Source organism: Mesorhizobium sp. Pch-S (genome assembly GCF_004136315.1).
In the GTDB taxonomy this organism is placed as follows: Bacteria; Pseudomonadota; Alphaproteobacteria; order Rhizobiales; family Rhizobiaceae; genus Mesorhizobium.
This window is the reverse complement of record NZ_CP029562.1, coordinates 789,538-810,148: the sequence shown is the minus strand read 5'-3', so window position 1 is coordinate 810,148 and position 20,611 is coordinate 789,538. Positions and strand designations below refer to the sequence as shown.

At 64.6% G+C, this 20,611-nt stretch carries 19 protein-coding genes; 6 read left to right on the top strand and 13 right to left on the bottom strand.

Annotated elements, in window-relative coordinates:
- Positions 1 to 6: 6 nt before the first annotated feature.
- The 13 genes from C1M53_RS03800 to C1M53_RS03740 form a co-directional block, all read right to left on the bottom strand.
- The gene (locus C1M53_RS03800) at positions 7 to 312 is read right to left on the bottom strand and encodes an urease subunit beta (RefSeq protein WP_129411023.1); all 306 of its coding nucleotides are present in this window, start codon (positions 310 to 312) and stop codon (positions 7 to 9) included.
- A gap of 7 nt (positions 313 to 319) precedes the next feature.
- A complete protein-coding gene (locus C1M53_RS03795) occupies positions 320 to 910 on the bottom strand; it encodes a HupE/UreJ family protein (RefSeq protein WP_129411022.1) in 591 nt (196 codons plus the stop codon).
- 34 nt (positions 911 to 944) lie between these two features.
- The gene (locus C1M53_RS03790; protein ID WP_054313566.1) at positions 945 to 1,247 is read right to left on the bottom strand and encodes an urease subunit gamma; all 303 of its coding nucleotides are present in this window, start codon (positions 1,245 to 1,247) and stop codon (positions 945 to 947) included.
- Between the two features lie 24 nt (positions 1,248 to 1,271).
- Positions 1,272 to 2,108, bottom strand: coding sequence for an urease accessory protein UreD (locus tag C1M53_RS03785; RefSeq protein ID WP_129411021.1), 837 nt, complete (start codon positions 2,106 to 2,108; stop codon positions 1,272 to 1,274).
- A gap of 259 nt (positions 2,109 to 2,367) precedes the next feature.
- Positions 2,368 to 3,975 (bottom strand): GMC family oxidoreductase, encoded by a 1,608-nt coding sequence (locus C1M53_RS03780; RefSeq protein WP_129411020.1) that lies wholly within the window; start codon positions 3,973 to 3,975, stop codon positions 2,368 to 2,370.
- Positions 3,972 to 5,486 (bottom strand): FGGY-family carbohydrate kinase, encoded by a 1,515-nt coding sequence (locus C1M53_RS03775; RefSeq protein WP_129411019.1) that lies wholly within the window; start codon positions 5,484 to 5,486, stop codon positions 3,972 to 3,974. The genes C1M53_RS03780 and C1M53_RS03775 overlap by 4 nt, the downstream gene beginning before the upstream one ends.
- 50 nt (positions 5,487 to 5,536) lie before the next feature.
- Positions 5,537 to 6,376: a class I fructose-bisphosphate aldolase gene (locus C1M53_RS03770; protein WP_129411018.1), complete on the bottom strand. Its 840-nt coding sequence runs from the start codon at positions 6,374 to 6,376 to the stop codon at positions 5,537 to 5,539.
- Positions 6,367 to 8,085, bottom strand: a complete 1,719-nt coding sequence (locus tag C1M53_RS03765) for a glycerol-3-phosphate dehydrogenase/oxidase (RefSeq protein ID WP_129411017.1) — start codon at positions 8,083 to 8,085, stop codon at positions 6,367 to 6,369. Before C1M53_RS03765 ends, C1M53_RS03770 begins: the two co-directional genes overlap by 10 nt.
- 19 nt (positions 8,086 to 8,104) lie before the next feature.
- Positions 8,105 to 9,100: an aldo/keto reductase gene (locus tag C1M53_RS03760; RefSeq protein WP_129411016.1), complete on the bottom strand. Its 996-nt coding sequence runs from the start codon at positions 9,098 to 9,100 to the stop codon at positions 8,105 to 8,107.
- Positions 9,097 to 10,077 carry a sugar-binding transcriptional regulator gene (locus C1M53_RS03755; RefSeq protein WP_129411015.1) on the bottom strand — a complete coding sequence of 327 codons (981 nt, stop codon included), beginning with the start codon at positions 10,075 to 10,077 and terminating at the stop codon, positions 9,097 to 9,099. The genes C1M53_RS03760 and C1M53_RS03755 overlap by 4 nt, the downstream gene beginning before the upstream one ends.
- A 17-nt stretch (positions 10,078 to 10,094) precedes the next feature.
- Complete coding sequence (locus C1M53_RS03750; RefSeq protein WP_129411014.1) at positions 10,095 to 11,078, bottom strand: ABC transporter permease; 984 nt, start codon at positions 11,076 to 11,078, stop codon at positions 10,095 to 10,097.
- A 16-nt stretch (positions 11,079 to 11,094) separates the two neighbouring features.
- Positions 11,095 to 12,636, bottom strand: coding sequence for a sugar ABC transporter ATP-binding protein (locus tag C1M53_RS03745; protein WP_129411013.1), 1,542 nt, complete (start codon positions 12,634 to 12,636; stop codon positions 11,095 to 11,097).
- Between the two features lie 78 nt (positions 12,637 to 12,714).
- Positions 12,715 to 13,746, bottom strand: a complete 1,032-nt coding sequence (locus C1M53_RS03740) for a substrate-binding domain-containing protein (RefSeq protein ID WP_129411012.1) — start codon at positions 13,744 to 13,746, stop codon at positions 12,715 to 12,717.
- Between the two features lie 276 nt (positions 13,747 to 14,022).
- Between C1M53_RS03740 and C1M53_RS03735 the strand changes: the two genes are divergently transcribed.
- From C1M53_RS03735 to C1M53_RS03710, 6 genes are all read left to right on the top strand, one after another.
- The gene (locus C1M53_RS03735) at positions 14,023 to 15,054 is read left to right on the top strand and encodes a P1 family peptidase (protein WP_129411011.1); all 1,032 of its coding nucleotides are present in this window, start codon (positions 14,023 to 14,025) and stop codon (positions 15,052 to 15,054) included.
- Between the two features lie 323 nt (positions 15,055 to 15,377).
- Positions 15,378 to 16,697 carry an NAD(P)H-dependent oxidoreductase gene (locus tag C1M53_RS03730; RefSeq protein ID WP_129411010.1) on the top strand — a complete coding sequence of 440 codons (1,320 nt, stop codon included), beginning with the start codon at positions 15,378 to 15,380 and terminating at the stop codon, positions 16,695 to 16,697.
- Positions 16,698 to 16,709: 12 nt separating this feature from the next.
- The gene (locus C1M53_RS03725; protein WP_129411009.1) at positions 16,710 to 17,744 is read left to right on the top strand and encodes a thiamine pyrophosphate-dependent dehydrogenase E1 component subunit alpha; all 1,035 of its coding nucleotides are present in this window, start codon (positions 16,710 to 16,712) and stop codon (positions 17,742 to 17,744) included.
- Positions 17,744 to 18,742, top strand: coding sequence for an alpha-ketoacid dehydrogenase subunit beta (locus C1M53_RS03720; protein ID WP_129416010.1), 999 nt, complete (start codon positions 17,744 to 17,746; stop codon positions 18,740 to 18,742). The genes C1M53_RS03725 and C1M53_RS03720 overlap by 1 nt, the downstream gene beginning before the upstream one ends.
- Positions 18,743 to 18,744: 2 nt before the next feature.
- Positions 18,745 to 20,091: a pyruvate dehydrogenase complex dihydrolipoamide acetyltransferase gene (locus C1M53_RS03715; RefSeq protein ID WP_129411008.1), complete on the top strand. Its 1,347-nt coding sequence runs from the start codon at positions 18,745 to 18,747 to the stop codon at positions 20,089 to 20,091.
- A gap of 91 nt (positions 20,092 to 20,182) precedes the next feature.
- A complete protein-coding gene (locus C1M53_RS03710) occupies positions 20,183 to 20,584 on the top strand; it encodes a hypothetical protein (protein WP_245488434.1) in 402 nt (133 codons plus the stop codon).
- The last annotated feature ends 27 nt before the right edge of the window (positions 20,585 to 20,611 follow it).

The following is a 20,611-nucleotide window of genomic DNA, read 5'->3' as shown; positions in this document are numbered from 1 at the left end:
GCAAACTTAGAGCTTTCCCATCACCATCTGGCGAAAGCCGTAGATGACGCGTTCGCCGCCGAACGGAACCAGCGATACGTCGCGTTCCTGCCCCGGTTCGAACCGCACGGCCGTACCGGCAGCAATGTCCAGCCGCAGCCCCCGCGTCTTTTCACGGTCGAAGCGCAAAGCCGCGTTGACCTCGAAGAAGTGATAGTGGCTGCCGACCTGGATCGGCCGGTCGCCTGTATTGGCGACCTTGAGGATAAGGGCCTCGGCAGCCTGGTTCAGCTCGATATCGATGTCGGGCGTTATGATTTCTCCCGGGATCATCGCGGCCTCACCCGGTGATCGCAAGCGCGATGCCGGCGAGCGCTGTCGCACCCCCGGCGATGCGCATTGCCACAAGCGCCTTGTCGCGCGCGCCCAGGCGACCAAGGCCGAGGCCGACCAGGATGCCGGCGCCATGGAGCAGGGCAGTCGAGATCGCGAACCCGGCGGCATAGGAGGCGAATGCCGCGGCGCCGATCTCGGCACCATGCGCATGGCCGTGGAAGAAGGCGAAGAATCCAACGATGATCGCGCCGGCTGCCGCCGGCACCCGCAGCGCCAGCGCAACGAGCAGGCCCAGCACCACCACCGATGCGAGGATCATCGGCTCCACGAATGGCAGCGGCATGCCGTAGAGACCGGCGACAAAGCCCAGCAGCATGACGCCGACGAAGGCTGCCGGTACCACGAACAGTGCCCGCCCGCCAAGCATCGCCGCCCACAGGCCCACCGCCACCATGGCGAGGATGTGGTCCAGACCGGACAGGGGATGGCTGAAGCCGGCGGCAAAGGAACCATGTTCGGCAGGGTTGAGATGGGCGAAAGCCGGGCTTGCCGCCAGGCTGAGCGCGATCGTGGTCAACAGGGTCGTCTTCTTCATCACCGTCGTCTCTCCTCTTGGCTTCTGCCCGTTTTCAACGGATCGGTTCGTGCACGGTCACCAGCTTGGTGCCGTCCGGGAATGTCGCCTCGACCTGCACGTTGTGGATCATCTCCGCCACGCCCTCCATCACCTGGGCGCGGGAGATGACATGCGCGCCGGCCTCCATGAGGTCGGCGACGGAACGTCCGTCGCGCGCGCCTTCGACAAGGAAGTCGGAGATCAGCGCGATCGCCTCCGGATGGTTGAGCTTGACGCCCCGTTCCAGCCGTCGGCGCGCAACCATCGCCGCCATGGCGACCAAGAGCTTGTCCTTCTCCCGAGGTGTCAGATTCATGATTCAACCGGACCGTTCGTTGTTCTAGATCGACCAAACTTTAGGCAGCGACTGCCCATTCAGTAAGCGCAGCAGGGGTGCCAGTCGCTTGCGCAGGCTGTAGCTGTCCGGCGCATGGAGCCTCGCCAGCAGCTTGTCGACGCCGCCGACCTGCCAGGTGCTGACTGCGCCATCGTCGCCGACGATCGCACGCGCCGCTTCCAGATGACGCTCGGCTTGGGGACCGACCAGCAACACGGTCGCCAGCGCGCGCTGGCCGGCTGCCATGGCCGCGCGAGCCAGTTGCGTGCCGAGATCAGGACCAAGCCGGAAATCCTCGGCGTGGATCGGTTGTCCATCGACACGGACCCGCCAGCGGTCATGGAAACGTGCTTCCGTCACGATCTCTCCCATCGCCTGCCTTCCAAACACCACCGCCTCCACCAGAAGCACCGTGGCGCTGCCGTCCATGTCGACGTCCAGCCGCCGTGACAGGGCCGAACGGTCGAACAGGATCGTCTCTTGTGGAAGCCAAGCAAGATGCGTGCCTTTTTCAGCGGTCAGCCGCGTTTCGACGACGGCTGCACTTTCAGGCGACCTGTAGATGCGCTCGCAGGCCTGGGTGGTGATAACCGCCGACGTGCCTTCGCAGGCCCGGACGGTCCAGTCCAGGCGATCGCCGCCGGTCAGTCCGCCAGCGGTGTTGATGAGGATGGCTTCGAACGGGTCGCGTGTCACACGCGGCATGCGGATCTTGGCGCAGCCCTCCTGGAACAGGCGGGCGATGCGTGATCGCCCATGCCGCCACTCCACCTGGATGGCGCCGTGTCCGACGGCGCGTTGCTGGGCAAGCTCCGTCAGGCTTTCGTTCTTCGTCAGCATGCGTGCCCACCTGTCCGGCTTTGTCGCATGATCCTTTCCGAAATCGGCATCGATTTTCGGAAAGGCAGGGTGGCATGCGCCACCCTGGGTAGCTTGCGCCACCCGTCATGCGCAAAATCAAAGTGCCAGAGCGCCCTTTGCGCGTCCGGGGACGCGCAGCGCTCCAGCGACTAAAACAAAACTTAGAGCGTTTCCGCGTTTCCGTGAAAAACGGAAACGCTCCAGTCGCATGCCACTTTAAGAGAGTGCGGGGACTTGTCTACCGATCCTGCAGGATCATCTCCGATGCCTTCTCGGCGATCATGATGACGGGCGAATTGGTGTTGCCGGAGACGATCGTCGGCATGATCGAGGCATCGACGACGCGCAGGCTGCCGAGGCCGTGGACGCGCAGCCGCTCATCGACCACGGCCATGTCGTCCGAACCCATCTTGCAGGTGCCGACGGGGTGGAAGATCGTGGTGGCGATGTCGCCCACCTTGCGCACCAGATCGTCCCGGTCGGTGATCTGCGGCCCAGGCAGCATCTCCTCCGGCACGAACCGCGCGATCGCCTTGGCCTTCATCAGCCGGCGCGCGTGTTCGATCGAGGCGACCGCGACATATCGGTCGCCTTCGGTCGAAAGATAGTTCGGCCGGATTTTCGCCGCCGCTTTCGCATCCGCGCTTTCCATATGCACGCTGCCACGGCTTTCGGGCCGCAGGTTGCAGACCGAAACGGTCACTGCCGGGAAACGATGCAGCGGCTCGCCCAGCCGGTCGGTGCTGAGCGGCTGCACGTGGTATTCGAGATCCGGCGTTGCGAGCCTGGCATCGGAGCGGGCGAAGATGCCAAGCTGGCTCGGCGCCATCGACAGCGGGCCGCTGCGCCACAACGCGTATTCCGCACCCATCGCCGCGCGGCGCACGAGATTGTGGTAGCGCTGGTTCAGCGTATCGGCGTTCTTCACCTTGAACACGGTGCGGATCTGCAGATGATCCTGCAGGTTTTCGCCGACGCCCTGCAAGGCATGCCGCGTCTCGATGCCGAGACCGGACAGCAGGTCCGGCCGGCCGATACCGGACAGTTCGAGGATCTTCGGCGAGTTGATGGCGCCTGCGGCCAGGATCGTTTCGCCGGCCTTGGCGAACTGCGATTTGCCTTCATGGCTGAAGATCACGCCGGTGACGCGGCGCCCATCGAAGACGAGCCGTTCGGTCTCGGCACCAGTCAGCACACGCAGGTTGGGGCGGTCGACGATGCCGCGCAGGAACGCCTTGGAGGTGTTCCAGCGCACGCCCTTCTTCTGGTTGACCTCGAAATAGCCGGAGCCTTCATTGGTGCCGCTATTGAAGTCTTCGGTACGCGGAATGCCGAGCTCCTCGGCGGCATCGCGGAAGGCATCGAGGATCGGCCAGGACAGGCGCTGCTTCTCCACCCGCCATTCGCCACCGGCGCCGTGCATGGCGCTGTTGCCGCCGTGATAATCCTCGGACTTGCGGAAATAGGGCAGGACGTCGTCCCAGCCCCAGCCGCCATTGCCGGCCTGGCGCCAGCCATCATAGTCGGCGGCCTGGCCGCGCATGTAGATCATGCCGTTGATGGACGAGCAGCCGCCGAGCACCTTGCCGCGCGGATAGTTGAGGCTGCGTCCGTTGAGCCCGGCGTCCGGCTCGGTCTTCATCAGCCAGTCGGTGCGCGGATTGCCCATGCAGTAGAGATAGCCGATCGGAATATCGACCCAGTGGTAACGGTCGCTGCCACCGGCTTCGAGCAGAAGCACCCTGTTGCGCGGGTCGGCCGACAGGCGGTTCGCCAGCACACAGCCGGCGGAACCCGCGCCAACGATCACGAAGTCGAATTCGCCGAAGGAAGCGGGTTCGGTCACGGCTGCGCCTGCATCTTGGCGATGCGTTCCCACATCGGGTTCATCGCCTGGTTGATCTCGCCATAGAGTTGGTAGCGCGCGGCATAGGCAGGGGCAATCGAGCCATTGGGCGTATAATGCCGCGCAGCCGAGGTCATCGCTGCGGCGCCGGCCGCGACGTCGGTGAAGATACCGACGCCGGTGCCGGCGGCGATCGCCGCGCCCAGCGCACCGGTCTCGCGGCTCCGCGCTACGGTGACGGGCACGCCGAGCACATCGGCGAAGATCTGCGCCCAGACCCCGCTGCGCGAGCCGCCTCCGGACAGCACCGCCTCGTCGAAATGCGCGCCGGCGCGGTAGAGTGTCTCGACATGGCGCTTGTGTTCGAAGGCAACCCCCTCGAACAACGCCCTCAGCATGTGCGCGCGGCTGTGCCAGCCGGCGATGCCGTAGAAGCCGGCGCGCGCGCGCCCGTTCTGCTGCGAACCGTAGAGGAAGGGGTGGTAGATCGGTACGTCGCCGGCCGGATCGACGGAAGCGACCAGCTCACTGGCGTGTTCGAACGGCGATCTTCCGTCGCCGGCTTCGTGTTCGAGGAATTCGCGCGCGATCCATTCGAGGTTGGCCGCCGAAGTGGCGCTGGATTCGATCGCCAGGTAACGCTGCGGGTCGAAGGTCGACAGCATGAAGATCGACGGGTCGCGGATCGGCTCGTCGGTGATGACCTGGTTGATGCTCCAGGTGCCGGCAATGATCGAGGCGGCGCCCGTGCGGGTCACGCCCGAGCCGATGGCGCTAGCCACCACGTCGAACAGGCCGGCGATCACCGGCGTTCCGGCTTTCAGCCCTGTCAACGCTGCCACCTGTGCCGTGACATGGCCGGCGATCTCCGCGGACTCCAGTGCCGGTGGCAACAGCTCCATGCAATCGTCGAGACCGTAGGCGGCGAGCAGGCCGTGCTCGTAGCGGCGCGCCGGCATGCTGAGCAGGCCGCAGCCGGACATGTCGGTTGTATCGCTCGAGCGCGCGCCGGTCAGCCGGTTGACGACGAAATCCTTGCACAGGAACACGGTGCCGATGCGTTGGAACAGCTCGGGTGCGAAACGCTTGATCCAGGCAAGCAGTGTCGGCGTCTGCGCCGCCCAGGGTCGCTGCAGGCAGTAGGGGTAAGTGCGGTCGCCGACATTGTCTTTTGCCCATTCGGCGACGATGCCGACCCCGCGTGTATCGAGCGACTGGATGCCGATCAGCGGCGCACCGTCACGGTCCAGAGCGTAGAGGCCGTTGCCGTGCCCGGCGCAGCCGATCGTGACGATGTCGCCTGCATCGATGCCGGCCTGCTCGATGCAGCGGCGGACCACTGTGACGGCATTGGCCCAGAGTTCATTGAGATCGCGTTCGACATGGCCGGGCTTCGGCATCGATGAGCGGCCGTCGAGCGCGGCAACCGCCAGCTCCCGGCCATCCGTGTCGAAGATGATGGCCTTGATGACGGTGTTGCCGGCATCAAGGCCCAAAATGTAGCTAGCCATCGGCTCCTCCCGAGGTGTTCCCTTCTCCCGCGAGGGGAGAAGGGAAGGCATCACGCCTGGTTGTACAGGTCCCAGGCCGTGGCGCCATCCGCGTTGTCATGGATGATCGCCATCAGGCCGCGCACGACGGCGCTCGGATTGGCGTGCTGGTAGATGTTGCGGCCGTAGACCATGCCGAGCGCACCCTGCGCCATCAGCGCCGCCGATTTGTCGAACACCGCGCGCAGATCCTCCTTGCCGCCGCCACGCACCAGAACCGGGCACCGTGCCGCCTCGACGACACGATGGAAGTCTTCCGCCCGGGTGGTGGGATCGGCCTTCACCACGTCAGCGCCCATCTCGCGCGCCAGGCGGGTCAGCGTCACGATCTTCTCGGCATCGCCATCCACCATGTAGCCGCCCTGTTCCACCGGCAGCATGGCCAGCGGCTCGATCATCAGCGGCATGCCGTATTTTTCGCAGTCGGCGCGCACGCGGGAGATGTTCTGCACGCATTGCTTGAACAGGTCGGGCTCGTCGGGCAGCATGAACAGGTTCACGACCGCGCAGGCTGCATCCATTTCGATGGCGCCGATCAGTGGCTCGGCCTCGTTCTGCAGCACGGCCCACATCGCCCGATGGCGGATCCGGTTATAGGGGTTGCCCATGTCGATCCGCATGACCAGTGCCGGTTTGTCCTTGCCTGGAACATCCTGCAGCAGGTCGGACTGGCCGTAATTCATCTGGATGGCATCGGGGCCGGCCTTGACCAGTCTGTCCACCACGCCGGCCATGTCCTCCAGCCCGACCAGGAAGCTCGGCTCGTTGCACACGCCATGGTCGATGGCGACGTCGAGGCAACGGCCGTTGCCGAACAGCCTGTTCATGCGGACTTTTTTGTTCACGCGCATATCGCGCTCCTTTTGTTGTCTGTCTCGGAGGGATTGGAGAGGTCGACGCCGTGCTGATGTTTGAGCAAGGCAACAAACGCGGCATGCTCCTGCGCCGCCTGCTTGGCGTTCCACGCTTTGTGGGTGGCAAGGATATCGAGCACCGCGTCGACAAGCTCGGTCGTGAGGCCGCCGGTGATGGCGATGGTGGTGCGGCGCAGGAAGATGTCGGCCAGCGTCTCGACCTGCTCGCGCTCCACGATCAGCCGGATTTCATTATGGCTGTAGCCGTAGCCCGGCAGCATGGTGTCTGTCGTCTTCGAGATCTCGTCGGCGACGGTCCGGGCTGAACTGCCGTAGCGTTCGAGCAGCGTCTGTGCGCGCGCCTTGCTGATCTTGTATTCGGAGGCCAGGGCCGCGCACCAGGTCGCGGTATCCGCCGGGAAATCCCGCCCGCCGCCGATGGCCAGCTCTTCGGTTCCGATTTCACGCGTCAGGCCGAGGCGCTCCAGGGCCATGTCGGCGGCCAGCGCGCCGAAGGAACGGAAGGTGGTCCATTTGCCGCCGATCATGCACAGCGTTGCCGGCAACGCGCCGATCGGTTCGACGAATTCACAGAAATGGTCACGCGGGATGCGGCCGGTGAAACTGTCCTCGCTGGCCGGCAGTGGCCGTACCCCCGAAAAGCGAAAGACGATCTCTTCTTCGGCTATTCTGATCGACGGAAAGACGAAGGCCAGCGACTGCAGGATATAGGCCAGCTCGTCATCCTCGCACCGCACCTGGTCGGGGTCGTCGACGCGGATGTCGGTCGAGCCGATCAGCACCTTGCCGAGATAGGGGAACAGGATGCAGATGCGCCCGTCCTCGTTCTCATAGTAGATCATCTGGCCGGCGAGCGCGTCGTGGAGCTCCTGGCTGTCGACGATGATGTGCGACCCCTTGGTGCCGCCCATCATGGTCGGCGCAGACACGCCGATCGACCTGTTGGTGAGGTCGATCCAGCCGCCGGTGGCATTGATGATCAGGCGGGGGCGCACCGGCAGCGTCTCACCGGAGATGGTGTCGGTCAGCGTAAGGCCGTCCGCATCGGAACCGACCTGTGCATAGTTGAGTGCATGCGCCGTGGGCGAGGCCGCCATCGCATCGTGCAGCATTTCGAGGCCCAGCCGTTCCGGCCGGCTCACCCAGGCGTCGTAGTAGGTCGCGGAGCTGCGCGTCGCCGGATTGATTGCTGGCCACGTCGCCAGCGTTTTCCGGGCGCCGCGGAAACTGTGCACCGGCATCAGCCGGCGCGACGCGGTGAAGACGTCGTAGAGCGTCAGTCCCGCCTTGATGACGAGTGCGCCACGCCGGCTCGGGCGCCGGGTCAGGCCGAGGAAACGCACCGCGCCGTTGGCGATGCCGGAGAAGATGTCGAAGATCGGCACGGTGGTTGGCAGCGGCGCGACATAGTGCGGAGCATTGCGCAGCAGCCGGTCACGCTCGAGCAGCGATTCCTTCACCAGCTTGAATTCGCCGTTTTCCAGATAGCGCAGACCGCCATGCACCATGCGCGACAGCGCCGCGCTGGCGCCGCCGCAATAGTCGCCCTTTTCGGCCAGCAGCACGTCGACGCGCTGCAAGGCCAGCTCGCGGAAGACGCTGATGCCGTTGATGCCGCCGCCGATCACCAGCACGGCAATATCCGGCCGCTCTCGCAGCGCGGCGAGTGTTTCATTGCGCTTCATGGCAGAATGTCTCGCTTAATCAGGCATCCAACTGGGTCAGATGCGAGGCTATCGCTTTGTCGATGGCGGCCAGTTCCGCTGAATTGAGCCTGACTTCTCCGGCGCGTGCATTGTCGAGGGCCTGTTCGGGATTCCGGGCGCCGCACAGCGCGAAGGTGATGCCGGGCTGCGCCAGCGTCCAGGCGATGACGATCTGCGCCATCGAAGCCTTGTGCTGATCCAAAATCGGCTGGATCGCCTGCTTCAGCGCCGCAACCTTCTGCCGGTTCGATGCCGAGAAGCGCGGATTGTCCTTGCGCTGGTCGTCGCCCGAGAAGGCCCGGCCGGGATCGATCGAGCCGGTGAGCAGGCCGAGCGCCAGCGAAGAATAGCTGAGCGTCGCAACGTCGTTTTTCTGCGTGATCGGCAGCAGCGTGCCTTCGATCTCGCGGTCGATCATCGAATAGCGTTCTTGGATGGCATCGAGCTGCCCCGCGGCGACGTATTGCCTGAGCTCTTCGGCGTTGACGTTGCTGGCGCCGATCGCGCGGATCTTGCCGGCAGCCTTCAGCTTCTCCAACGCGGCAACCGTCTCTTCGATCGGTGTCGTCGGATCCTGCCAATGCGTGATGTAGAGGTCGATATGGTCGGTGCCGAGCCGGCGCAGGCTCTGCTCCACCTCATAGGCGATGCCGTCGGCGCCGAGATAGCGGTGCACCGGCTTGCCGTCCTGGTCGAAGAAGTGGTTGCCCTTGCCGAAATGCCAGTTCAGGCCGCATTTCGTGGCGATGACGACCTTGTCGCGCTTGCCTTTGATCGCCTTGCCGACGATCTCCTCGCTGCGGCCGAGGCCATAGGCCGGCGCCGTGTCGATCAGGCTGACGCCGGCATCGATCGAAGCTTCGATGGCCTTGATGGAAGCCTGCTCGTCGGTGCCGCCCCACATCCAGCCGCCGATCGCCCAGGTTCCGAGACCGACGGCGGAGGCCTGGATGCCGGATGCGCCGATGGCGCGCTGGATCTGTCTGGAACTCATGCTGCTTCTCTTTCGGCGAGGTCGAGGATGCCGAGGCCGGTGGCCTCGTCGGTGACGATGATGTCGAGATGGTTGCCGCGCATCGCGGACAGGATCGGCGCGACCTTGCTCGGCCCGCTGGCGATGCCGATCGAGCGCGGGATGGTGGCGAATTCGTCCAGCGTCAGCGAAACCAGCGAACGGTTCAGCGTGTAGTCGCTGAGCCTGCCGTCTCTGTCGATCAGATGCGCCAGCAGTTCGCCCGAGGCGCCGGAACGCTCGATGGCCTGGCGGTCGGCGCTGGAGGAGGGGTGCAGGTCGTAATAGGAGGAATCGTCGGTCAGGATCGAGCCGACGCCGACCACGGCGATGGTGGCTTCGCGCGCCCGACGGAACACATCTGCGACGGCGCGCACGCCCATCAGCATCTCGCGCTGTTCCGGCGTATCGGCGAACAGCGGTGCATGGATCTGGTAGGCGCGGCCGCCGAGCTTGTCGGCCATCAGCGAGGCAACGTGGTTGACGTCGGTGTAGTGCTTGCCCTGCACCAGTCCGGTCGCCGGGATCACCTCGACATCGTAGCTGCGGCCGGGCTTGAGGCCGGCGACCAGCGCGCTGACACCCTTGCCGCCGGTGATCGAGATGGTGTCGCCGTCCTTGATCGTTTCAAGCAGCAGACTGGCCGCCGCTTCGCCGACGCGCTGCAACGCCGTCTGCGGGTTTTCCGAGACCGTCGGCACCACCACCGCGCGTTCGATGCCGCCAAGCCCCACCAGCCTTGTTTCGAGGTCGACCAGATGGTCGATCGGCGACTTGATCTTGATCTCGACGAGGCCGAGCTGATGGCCGCGCTTGATCAGGCGGTTCACCGTCGCATGCGAGATGCCGAGTTCCTTGGCGATCTCGGCCTGGGTCTTGCTCTCCATGTAGTGGAGGACGAGCGCCTGGTGCATCTGGCGCACGGTCGAGATGTCGTCGCGTGTGCTGGGAGGGGCCATGATTGCTTCGTCGCCCCTTACGACTTCTTGGCGTGCAGGAAGTGGTCGGCGGAGACCGCCGCCAGAAGGATGCAGCCCTTGATCATATCCTGCCAGTAGACCGAGATGTCGAGCAGGATGAGCGAGCTGGTCACCACCGATAGCAGCGCGATGCCGAGTATGGCGCCGAAGATCGTGCCCGAGCCACCTTTGAGCGAAGCGCCGCCGATGACCGCCGCCGCGATGATGTTGAGCTCCATGCCCGCGCCGAAGGTCGGCGTCGCGGCACCGAAGCGCGCCATGTAGATGACGCCGGCGACGCCTGAGAGCGTTGCGCACAGCACCGTCACCCAGAACTTCACCTGGTTGGTCTTGATGCCGGAGAACTGCGCCGCCTTCTCGTTGGAGCCGGTGTAGAACACTTTGCGGAACGCGGTGGCGCGCCGCAGCAGGAAGTCGAAGATCGCCACCACGACCACGAAGATGATGATGACGTAAGGGATGCCCTGGAAGCTGCCCTGGCCGATCGCCTTGAACTCCGGCGGCAGCGTGAACAGCGACAGCGGCGTGCCCTTGGTGATGACCAGGCAAAGCCCGCGCACGATCACCATCGCGGCCAGCGAGGTGATGAAATGGTTCAGCCCGACCACGGTGACGAAGAAACCCATCACAGCGCCGATCAGTGCACTGACGGCGATGCCGATCAGGCTGGCGGTCCACGGGTCCAGTCCCATCAGGAACAGTGCCCCGGAAACCACCATGGAGAAGCAGACCACCGAGCCGACGGACAGGTCGATGCCGCCGACGATGAGCAGGATGGTCATGCCGACCACGACGATGCCCTCGATCGAGAAGCTCATCAGCATGGCGCGGAAGTTGCCCCAGGTCAGGAAGTGCGGCGAGGCGAAGCTCATGGCGATGCACAGCGCCAGGATGATCACGATCAGGCCGGCTTCGCGCATCGAGGCAAGCCGGGCTAAGCTGGAACGGCTCGGGCCCGTGGCCTTGATGTCGGCATGCATGACGGTTTCTCCCGCTCTAGGCGACATGGTTTGCTAGTCCCTGGTTTGCTGCGCCTGGCTGTACGCCGGAGGCCAGCATGATGATGGCTTCCTCGTCGAGTTCGCCAGCGCCGAGTTCGCCGGCGATCGCGCCTTCGCGCACGACCAGGACCCGGTCGCACAGGCCGATGAGTTCGGGCAGTTCGGAGGAGATGACGAGGATGCCGACCCCCTGGTTGGCGAGGTCGCGTAGCAGGCGATGGATCTCGACCTTGGCGCCGACGTCGATGCCGCGCGTCGGCTCGTCCATGATGATGACCTTGGGCGAAACCGAAAGCTGCTTGGCGATTGCCACCTTCTGCTGGTTGCCGCCGGAAAGCGTCGAGACCGGCGCGTCGATGCCGGCCATGCGCACGCCAAGGCGTTTGGCGAGGCTCGTCGCCTGGTTGGCTTCGGCGCGACGGTCGAGCAGGCCGAAGCGGCCGGTGAGCTTGCCGAGGTCGAGCGCCGAGACATTGGCCGCGATCGAGAGGTCGAGGAACACGCCGGAGCCCTTGCGGTCCTCGGAAAGGTAGACAAGGCCGGCCTGCACGGCGTCGGCATAGCTGCGGATGGTGAGCGGCTTGCCGTCGAGCGCGACGGTGCCGGCACTGGCCTGCCGCAGGCCGCAGATCGTCTGGGCGATCTCGCTGCGGCCGGCGCCGATGAGGCCGCCGATGCCGAGGATCTCGCCGGCCTTCAGGTCAACGTCGATATCGGCGAAGCGGCTGCCGTCTGACAGGCCTTTGACGGAGAGAAGCGTCAGGCCGGGCATAGCATCGGCGGCAAGCTTGTCGGGATAGAGCTGCGTGATTTCGCGTCCGACCATCTTGCGCACGACATCGTCGGGCGAGGTCGCCGCGATGGCCTCTGTTGCGACATAGCGCCCGTCGCGGAAAACGGTGACACGGTCGCAGAGCGAAAAGATCTCGGCCATGCGGTGGCTGATATAGATCACGGAGATGCCGCGCGCCTTCAGGTCGCGCACGATGGAAAACAGCCGTTGCGCCTCTGTTTCAGTCAGCGCCGCGGTCGGCTCGTCAAGGATCAGCACCTTGCAGTCGAGGGTCAGCGCCTTGGCGATCTCGACCAGCTGCTGGCTGGAAATGGAAAGGTCGGCGACCCTGGTCCGCACCGGAATGGGCGCGAGCTGGTTCATCGCTTTTTCGGCCTGCGCGTAGACTTCGCCATAGTTCATCAGCGGTGCGCGGCGGGCGTTGATCGCCGCCATGCAGATGTTTTCGGCCACTGTCGCGTCCTGGCAGAGCGCGATCTCCTGGTGCACCAGCGCGATGCCGAGTTTCTGAGCTGCTGCCGGCGATGCGATCGTGACCGGCTTGCCATCGATCAGGATTTCGCCTTCGTCGGGCTGCAGCACGCCACCGATCATGTTCATCAGCGTCGACTTGCCGGCGCCGTTCTCGCCGCACAGTGCATGCACCTCGCCGCGCCGCAGCTCGAGCTCGACGCCGCTCAGCGCCTTGACCGGGCCGAACGCCTTGGAAAGGTTGCGGATCTGAAGGACGGGCGCGTCGGTCACGCCATGCTCCTGCGAAAGGGTCTGAAAAGGTGCCGGAAGGGACTGTCCCTTCCGGCCAGTTGTCGTTCGGGCCGAAGCTTACTCTTCGATGCCCTTGGTGCCACGCCGCTTGAGATACTTGTCCCAGTAGAAATCGTCGGCGTTGTCCTTGGTCACGATCGAGAAGCCGTTGTCGACGAACGGCACCTTCATGGCGTTGGTGCCGGCGCGCTTGGCGTCGTTCATCGGGTCGATCAGCTCGGGGTGCTTGGCCAGCCAGAGCAGCATGAAGCCCATATAGCCCTGCATGCCCTGGTTCGGGTTGACCGAACCGAAGATCTCGCCGGCCTTGATCATGTCGAGGATCTTGGCGTTGACGTCGGCCAGCATGACCTTGATCTTGCCGCCGCCTTCCTTGGCTGCCTGGGCAGCGCCGATCGCCGAATTGGCTTCCGGCATGAAGACGGCGCCGAGGTCTGGATGCGCCTGGGCGAGGCTGAGCACCGCCTGATAGGCCTTGGTCGGGTCCTGGTTGGAAGCGGCGCGGCCGACGAGCTTCATGTCGGGCCACTTGGCTTCCATGCGGGCGACGAAAGCCGCGACGCGCTTGTCATGATTGTCCTGGCCGGGGTTCTCCAGCACGGCATATTCGCCCTTGCCGCCCATCGATTCCGCGACGGCGTCGGCAGCATAGGTGCCTTCGGCGACGTTGTCGGAGGTGATGTAGGAGACGCGCTTGGAATTCGGCGAGTCGGCCGCGAAGGTCACGACAGCGGTGCCCTGCTCGATGGCGCGGTTGATCGGCTCGATGAAGGGATCGGAGTTCATCGGATGAACCAGGATGCCGGCCGGCTTCTGGGCGAGCGCCTGGTCGAAGCTGGCGATCTGCTTGTTCACGTCATATTCCGGCGTGCCGGTATAGGCGGTCTCGCAGCCGAACTGCTGGCCGGCCTGCTTGAACATCTCATAGACCGGGAACCAGTATTCGACGCCCGAGACCATGACGTTCATGACGTATTTTTCGCCGGGCTGGCATTTGAACGGGTTGGCGGTTTCAGCAAGCGCCGGAGCCGAACTCATGAAGGTCGACGCCGCTGCCGCCATGGCGAGCGTGCTCAGAAATTTGCGCAAGTTTCCTCCCTTGGCCGAAGCCATTCCTCAAGAACCGTCGCGGCGCTTTTGCGCCGTTTCATGGATTGATTGCAGCCGGACTTCCTCCCGAAGCCAGCAGCAGGATCATTGCAGCATGCGACGATACTGTCAATAAAATTCATATACTGAAATATATTTCACATCAACCGGAGATTTGGCCGGAAAATGCAGGTGACTGTCACTTGCGCGAACCGTACCGGTTCTGGCAACTGGCAAGGCCGTGCCTGACCCGGCAACAGCTTGCGAGGAACGGTGATGACCCACGGCATCAGGGATTTCGGTCTGGCCTGCGGCTCGTTGCCTGCGGGTGCGTTGAACGCCATCACCGATGTCGCCGGCGTCCGCGTCGGCCATCTCACGCTGCGCGATGGCGATATCAACACCGGGGTCACCGCCATCCTGCCGCATGGCGGCAATCTTTTCCGCAGCAAGGTGAGGGCGGCATCCGAAGTCATCAACGGCTTCGGCAAGACCGTCGGGCTGGTGCAGCTCGATGAACTCGGAACCATCGAGACACCGTTGCTTCTGACCAACACGCTTTCCGTCGGCACCTGCGCCACCGCCCTGATCCGGCAGGCGATCCGGCAAAACCCCGACATCGGTCGCCGCACCGGCACCGTCAATCCGCTCGTCGCCGAATGCAATGACGGTCCGCTCAACGACATCCAGGCGCTGGCGGTTGGCGAGGAGCATGCGCTGGCCGCCATCGAAGTCGCCGGGGAAGGGCCGGTCGAGCAGGGCAGCGTTGGTGCCGGCACCGGCATGACCTGCTTCGGCTTCAAGGGTGGCATCGGCACCACGTCACGCCGCATCAGGCTCGACGGTCGCGATCACCATCTCGGCGCGCTTGTGCTTTCGAATTTCGGTCGCGCTGGCGACCTCGTCCTGCCGGATGGCCGCCGTCCCGATCCGCGCCGGCCGGGCGAGGCCGAGAGCGGCTCGGTGATCATCGTGCTGGCCACCGACATCCCGCTCGAACACCGGCAGCTGAAGCGTGTCGCGCGCCGCGCTGGCGCCGGCATTGCCAGGCTTGGCGCATTCTGGGGCCATGGCAGCGGCGACATCGCCATAGCTTTCTCGACCGCCGATCCGGTCGACCATGACGAGAAGCGCGGCCTCGTTCCGATCCGCGTCCTGAGTGAGTCGCGCATCGACCTGCTGTTCCAGGCCGCCGCCGAGGCAACCCAGGAAGCGGTGCTGAACTCCCTGCTTGCCTCGCCTGCTTTCGAGGGCAGGGGCGGCGCACCCCGGCCATCCCTGGCCGATTGGCTGCGGGCCAGCGCCTGACTTGCCTTCTCCCCTTGTGGGAGAAGGTGGCCCAAAGGGCCGGATGAGGGGTGTTGGACGGAGTATTGCTTGCCCCGTCACGTCTTTATTTTCATGCCCGGCGTATGATTCTTCATCGTCTCATCTCTTCCAGCACCCCTCATCCGACTCGGCGCTGCGCGCCGAGCCACCTTCTCCCTCAAGGGGAGAAGGTAGAAGCGCTGCGTCACCTCTACAAACCCTCGGATGACGCTGAGATGAATGGACATTAGTCTTGACAGAAATACATATGTTCAATACCCGTCAGGCATCAGAACAGCCTGCATGTGGGAGGAGTGACTGCTATGGCTTCCAATATTGCGTTGACGGGCCTTGCCCGTGATCTCGAGGAGCGCGGCAAGTCCGGAAAGCCGATCCGCATCGGCCTGATCGGCTCGGGCGAGATGGGCACCGATATCGTCACGCGCGTCGCCCACATGTCCGGCATCGAGATCGGCGCGATCTCCGAATTGAACATTCCCAACGCCCACAAGGCCGTGGACATCGCCTTCCAGGAGGGCGGCCATTCGAAGGAAGTCTCGAACGCTTCGGCCATGACCGAGGCCATGGAAGCCGGCAAGGTTGCCGTCACCAACGATGCCGACCTCATCATCAACAACGACCTGATCGACGTCGTCATCGATGCTACGGGCGTTCCGGCCGTCGGCGCGGAAATCGGCCTGCGTGCGATGGAGCACGGCAAGCACCTCGTCATGATGAATGTCGAGGCCGACGTCACCATCGGCGCCTATCTGAAGAGCGAGGCCGATCGGCTCGGCGTCACCTACTCGCTGGGTGCGGGCGATGAGCCATCCTCCTGCATGGAGCTGATCGAATTCGTCTCGGCCATGGGCCATCCCATCGTCGCCGCCGGCAAGGGCAAGAACAATCCGCTCAACATCGACGCCACCCCTCCCGCCTATGAGGAGGAGGCAGCGCGCCGTCATATGAACGTGCGCATGCTGGTCGAATTCGTCGACGGCTCCAAGACCATGGTCGAGATGGCGGCGATCGCCAACGCCACCGGCCTCGTGCCCGACAAGGCCGGCATGCATGGGCCTGCCGCAACGCTGGGCGAACTCAACAAAGTGCTGGTCCCGGAAAAGGATGGCGGCGTCCTCTCCAGGGTCGGCGTCGTCGACTACTCCATCGGCAAGGGCGTCGCGCCTGGCGTGTTCGTCGTCGCCGACATGTCGCATCCGCGTGTCTCGGAGCGTATGGAAGACCTGAAGATGGGCAAGGGCCCATACTTCACTTTCCATCGGCCTTATCACCTGACGTCGCTCGAAGTGCCGCTCACCTGCGCCCGCGTCGTCCTTTATGGCAAGGCCGACATGGTGCCGCTGGCCAAGCCCGTCGCGGAAGTCTGCGCCGTCGCCAAGAAGGACATGCAGCCGGGCGAGAGGCTCGATGCCATTGGCGAGTACTGCTACCGCGCCTGGATCATGACTGCGCCGGAAGCCCGCGCCGCCAAGGCCATTCCATGCGGCCTGCTGCAGGGCGGTTCGGTGACCGCGCCTATCAGGAAGGGCGACCTGATCACCTATGCCAACGCCGCTCCGGCGCCAGGCTCCAAGATCGCCGAGCTGCGCGCCCGGCAGGACAAGCTCGTCTACGGAAACTGAGGAAGCATCATCATGGCCACCGCCAGGAAAGCCGCAAACAGCGACGCGGCGCAACCCAACCTGCCATTTGCCTTCCGCAAGTATACGGCTGAGCAGCTGCGCGAAGTGCTGCACAAGATGTATCTGATCCGCCGCTTCGAGGAGGGCGCCGAGGACGCCTACATGCGCGGCCTGATCCACGGCACCATGCATCTGTCCATCGGCCAGGAAGCCAGCGCCATGGGTATCTGCATGCCGCTCACCGACCAGGACCAGATCACCTCGACCCATCGCGGCCATGGTCACTGCATCGCCAAGGGTGCTGATGTAAAGCGCATGTTCGCCGAGTTCTTCGGCAAGACCACAGGCTACTGCAAAGGCCGTGGCGGTTCCATGCACATCGCCGACGTCACCAAGGGCAATCTCGGCGCCAACGGCATCGTCGCCGGCGGCATCCCGATCGCAGTCGGCGCAGCCCTGGCCGCCAAGAAGCTCAAGACCGGCAAGGTCGCCGTCTCCTTCTTCGGCGACGGCGCCAACAACGAGGGCGCTTTCCACGAGGCGCTCAACATGGCTGCCGTCTGGAAATTGCCGGTGATCTTCGTGTGCGAGAACAACGGCTACGGCATGTCGACCTCGACCGAACGGTCGACCGCTGTGAAGAACATCGCCGACCGCGCCAGCGCCTATGCGATGCCTGGCGTCATCGTCGACGGCAACAATTTCTCCGAAGTGGCCGAAGCTGCCGATGCAGCTGTCGAGAGAGCCCGCGCCGGCGAAGGTCCGACGCTGATCGAATCAAAGACCTACCGTTACCGCGGCCATTCCAAGAGCGATCGCAATCGCTATCGCACCAAGGAAGAGATCGAGGACTGGATGGCCAACCGCGATCCGATCGCGCTGTTCGAAGCCGAGCTGAAGGAGTTCGGCATCATCGACGACGCCGGCATCGAGGCGGTGCGCGAAGCGGTGAAGAAGGAGATTGCCGACGGCATCGAGTTCGCCAAGGACAGCCCGAGCCCGGAAATCCGCGACCTTGAGAACTACGTCTATACGGAGGTTGCGTGATGGACGTCGCAGTGCGTGAACTGAGTTATGCCCAGGCCATCCAGGAAGCCATGGCGATCGCCATGGAGCAGGATGAGCGCGTGTTCCTGATGGGCGAGGACATCGGCGTCTATGGCGGCGCCTTCCAGGTCACCGGCGATCTGGTCGAGCGTTTCGGCTCCGAGCGCGTCATGGACACGCCGATCTCGGAACTGGGCGGTGCGGGTGTTGCCGTCGGCGCGGCCTTGACTGGCCTGCGACCGATCTTCGAATTCCAGTTCTCCGATTTTGCCACGCTCGCCATGGAACAGATCGTCAACCAGGCCGCCAAGATGCGCTTCATGCTGGGCGGCGAGGTTTCGGTTCCCGTGGTGATGCGCTTCCCGGCCGGTTCCGGCACCGGTGCTGCCGCGCAGCACAGCCAGAGCCTGGAAGCCTGGCTCGGCCACGTGCCTGGCCTGAAGGTCATCCAGCCGGCGACTCCGCATGATGTGAAGGGCATGCTGCTAGCAGCTGTTGCCGATCCGGACCCGGTCATGATCTTCGAGCACAAGCTGCTCTACAAGATGAAGGGCCCGGTGCCGGAAGGCCATTACACCGTGCCGATCGGCAAGGCCGATGTCCGCCGCCAGGGCCGCGACCTCACCATCGTCGCCACCTCGATCATGGTGCACAAGGCGCTTGAAGCGGCCGCCGCATTGCAGGCCGAGGGCATCGACATCGAGGTCATCGACCTGCGCACCGTGCGCCCGATGGACAAGCAGACCATCATCGACAGCGTCAAGAAGACCTCGCGGCTGCTGTGTGTCTACGAGGCGGTGAAGACGCTGGGCATCGGCGCCGAGGTCAGCGCCGCGGTCGCCGAGAGCGACGCTTTCGACTATCTCGATGCACCGATCGTGCGCCTTGGCGGCGCCGAAATCCCGATCCCCTACAATCCGGATCTCGAAAAGGCGACGGTGCCACAGGTGCCGGACATCATCGCGGCCGCGCGCGACCTTGCCAAGGGAAAGCGCTGACGATGCCGGTCGAAGTCATCCTTCCCAAGGTCGACATGGACATGGCGACCGGGCAGATCTCGCGCTGGTTCTTCGAGGAAGGCGCCAGCGTCAAGCAGGGCGATGTCCTGTTCGAGATCGAGACCGACAAGGCGGCGATGGAGATCGATGCGCCGGCTTCCGGTACGCTGCGTAACATCACCGGCAAGGAACGCGTCGACATTCCGGTCGGCGCCGCTGTGGCCTGGATCTATGCCGAAGGCGAAGAAGCTGCTGCGCCTGTTGCGACGGCGCCGGGCCCTGTCGAACCGCAGCCTGTCGCCAACGGAAAAGCCGAGACACCGATGTCCTCCTCCCAGGACAAGCCCGCGCAGACTGCGCTCGCCGTGCAGGAGACGCCTGCGTCGGCAGGCGCGGTCCGCGCCACGCCGTTGGCGCGCCGGCTGGCACGTGAGGCGGGGCTCGATCTGGCAGTCGTCACCGGGTCCGGCCCGCATGGTCGCGTGGTGAAGGCGGATGTCGAGGCGGCGATTGCCGGTGGTCGCGTGGCCAAGGCTGCTGCTGCTCCGGCTGCGGCGCCAGTTGCCGCCGCTCCGGCTGCCGCGCCTGCGGTCAAGCCGTTGTCGGACGAAGCGGTGCTCAAGCTGTTCGAGCAGGGCTCCTACGACCTCGTCCCGCACGACAATATGAGGAAGACCATCGCCCGCCGTCTGGTCGAGGCGAAGTCGACCATCCCGCATTTCTACCTCACCCTCGACTGCGAGCTGGACGCACTGCTGAAGCTGCGCTCCGAACTCAATGCCGCCGCCCCGATGCGGAAGACCGAAAAGGGCGATGTCCCGGCCTACAAGCTTTCGGTCAACGACATGATCATCAAGGCGATGGCACAGGCGCTGGTCGCCGTGCCGGATGCCAATGCGTCGTGGACGGATAGTGCCATGGTCAAGCACAGGCATGCCGATGTCGGCGTGGCGGTGTCGATCCCGGGCGGGCTGATCACGCCGATCGTGCGGAAGGCCGACCAGAAGACGCTGTCGGTGATCTCCAACGAGATGAAGGACCTGGCCAAACGGGCGCGCGACCGCAAGCTGAAGCCGGAAGAGTATCAGGGCGGCACCACGGCGGTGTCGAACCTCGGCATGTTCGGCATCAAGGACTTCGCTGCCGTCATCAACCCGCCGCATGCGACGATCCTGGCGGTTGGCGCGGGCGAGGAACGGGCGGTGGTGAAGGGTGGCGAGATCAGGATCGCCACCGTGATGTCGGTGACGCTGTCGACCGACCATCGCGCCGTTGACGGTGCGCTGGGAGCCGAACTGCTCGGCGCCTTCAAGCGCATCATCGAAAACCCGATGACCATGCTGGTCTAGAATTCCTCCCGGCGGGGGCGCCGTCTCCCTTCGGGGAGGCGGCGATAGACCTTGGCTGCTGGTGCCCAGGTCATTGCGCGGACAGTTCCAAATGGCGGACCGGCTGGGAATCGCGCTAGCTGGCACGAGCGTCAACAATGCGCCGGGACATGCCGTGACCAATCCGCCTGAAATCTCGCTCGTTCCCCCGCAGGTTGTTGCCGACAATGCCGCCAAAGGGCTGCGTCTGCGCGAAAGGTTCGGACGTGGCGGCACCGAGATCGGCGTCGGTCGTGCCCGCGAACTGGTCGAACGCCGGGCACTGCAGCCTTCGACCATCCGGCGCATGGTGAGTTTCTTCGCCCGCCATGAAGTCGACAAGCGCGCCAGGAACTTCGGCAATGAGGACAATCCCTCCGCCGGCTATGTGGCGTGGCTGTTGTGGGGTGGCGACGAGGGCCGCGCCTGGGCCATCGAACTCAAGACGATTATCGGCAACGCGCCGGATATCTAGCCGGCCCGAGCATCGATGCCGGATCGC

Excerpts from the sequence above, each read along its gene's own strand:
- C1M53_RS03800 (WP_129411023.1), bottom strand. The coding sequence starts at position 312 with ATGATCCCGGGAGAAATCATAACGCCCGACATCGATATCGAGCTGAAC.
- C1M53_RS03795 (WP_129411022.1), bottom strand. The coding sequence starts at position 910 with ATGAAGAAGACGACCCTGTTGACCACGATCGCGCTCAGCCTGGCGGCA.
- C1M53_RS03790 (WP_054313566.1), bottom strand. The coding sequence starts at position 1,247 with ATGAATCTGACACCTCGGGAGAAGGACAAGCTCTTGGTCGCCATGGCG.
- C1M53_RS03785 (WP_129411021.1), bottom strand. The coding sequence starts at position 2,108 with ATGCTGACGAAGAACGAAAGCCTGACGGAGCTTGCCCAGCAACGCGCC.
- C1M53_RS03775 (WP_129411019.1), bottom strand. The coding sequence starts at position 5,486 with ATGGCTAGCTACATTTTGGGCCTTGATGCCGGCAACACCGTCATCAAG.
- C1M53_RS03770 (WP_129411018.1), bottom strand. The coding sequence starts at position 6,376 with ATGCGCGTGAACAAAAAAGTCCGCATGAACAGGCTGTTCGGCAACGGC.
- C1M53_RS03765 (WP_129411017.1), bottom strand. The coding sequence starts at position 8,085 with ATGAAGCGCAATGAAACACTCGCCGCGCTGCGAGAGCGGCCGGATATT.
- C1M53_RS03760 (WP_129411016.1), bottom strand. The coding sequence starts at position 9,100 with ATGAGTTCCAGACAGATCCAGCGCGCCATCGGCGCATCCGGCATCCAG.
- C1M53_RS03755 (WP_129411015.1), bottom strand. The coding sequence starts at position 10,077 with ATGGCCCCTCCCAGCACACGCGACGACATCTCGACCGTGCGCCAGATG.
- C1M53_RS03750 (WP_129411014.1), bottom strand. The coding sequence starts at position 11,078 with ATGCATGCCGACATCAAGGCCACGGGCCCGAGCCGTTCCAGCTTAGCC.
- C1M53_RS03735 (WP_129411011.1), top strand. The coding sequence starts at position 14,023 with ATGACCCACGGCATCAGGGATTTCGGTCTGGCCTGCGGCTCGTTGCCT.
- C1M53_RS03730 (WP_129411010.1), top strand. The coding sequence starts at position 15,378 with ATGGCTTCCAATATTGCGTTGACGGGCCTTGCCCGTGATCTCGAGGAG.
- C1M53_RS03725 (WP_129411009.1), top strand. The coding sequence starts at position 16,710 with ATGGCCACCGCCAGGAAAGCCGCAAACAGCGACGCGGCGCAACCCAAC.
- C1M53_RS03720 (WP_129416010.1), top strand. The coding sequence starts at position 17,744 with ATGGACGTCGCAGTGCGTGAACTGAGTTATGCCCAGGCCATCCAGGAA.
- C1M53_RS03715 (WP_129411008.1), top strand. The coding sequence starts at position 18,745 with ATGCCGGTCGAAGTCATCCTTCCCAAGGTCGACATGGACATGGCGACC.
- C1M53_RS03710 (WP_245488434.1), top strand. The coding sequence starts at position 20,183 with ATGGCGGACCGGCTGGGAATCGCGCTAGCTGGCACGAGCGTCAACAAT.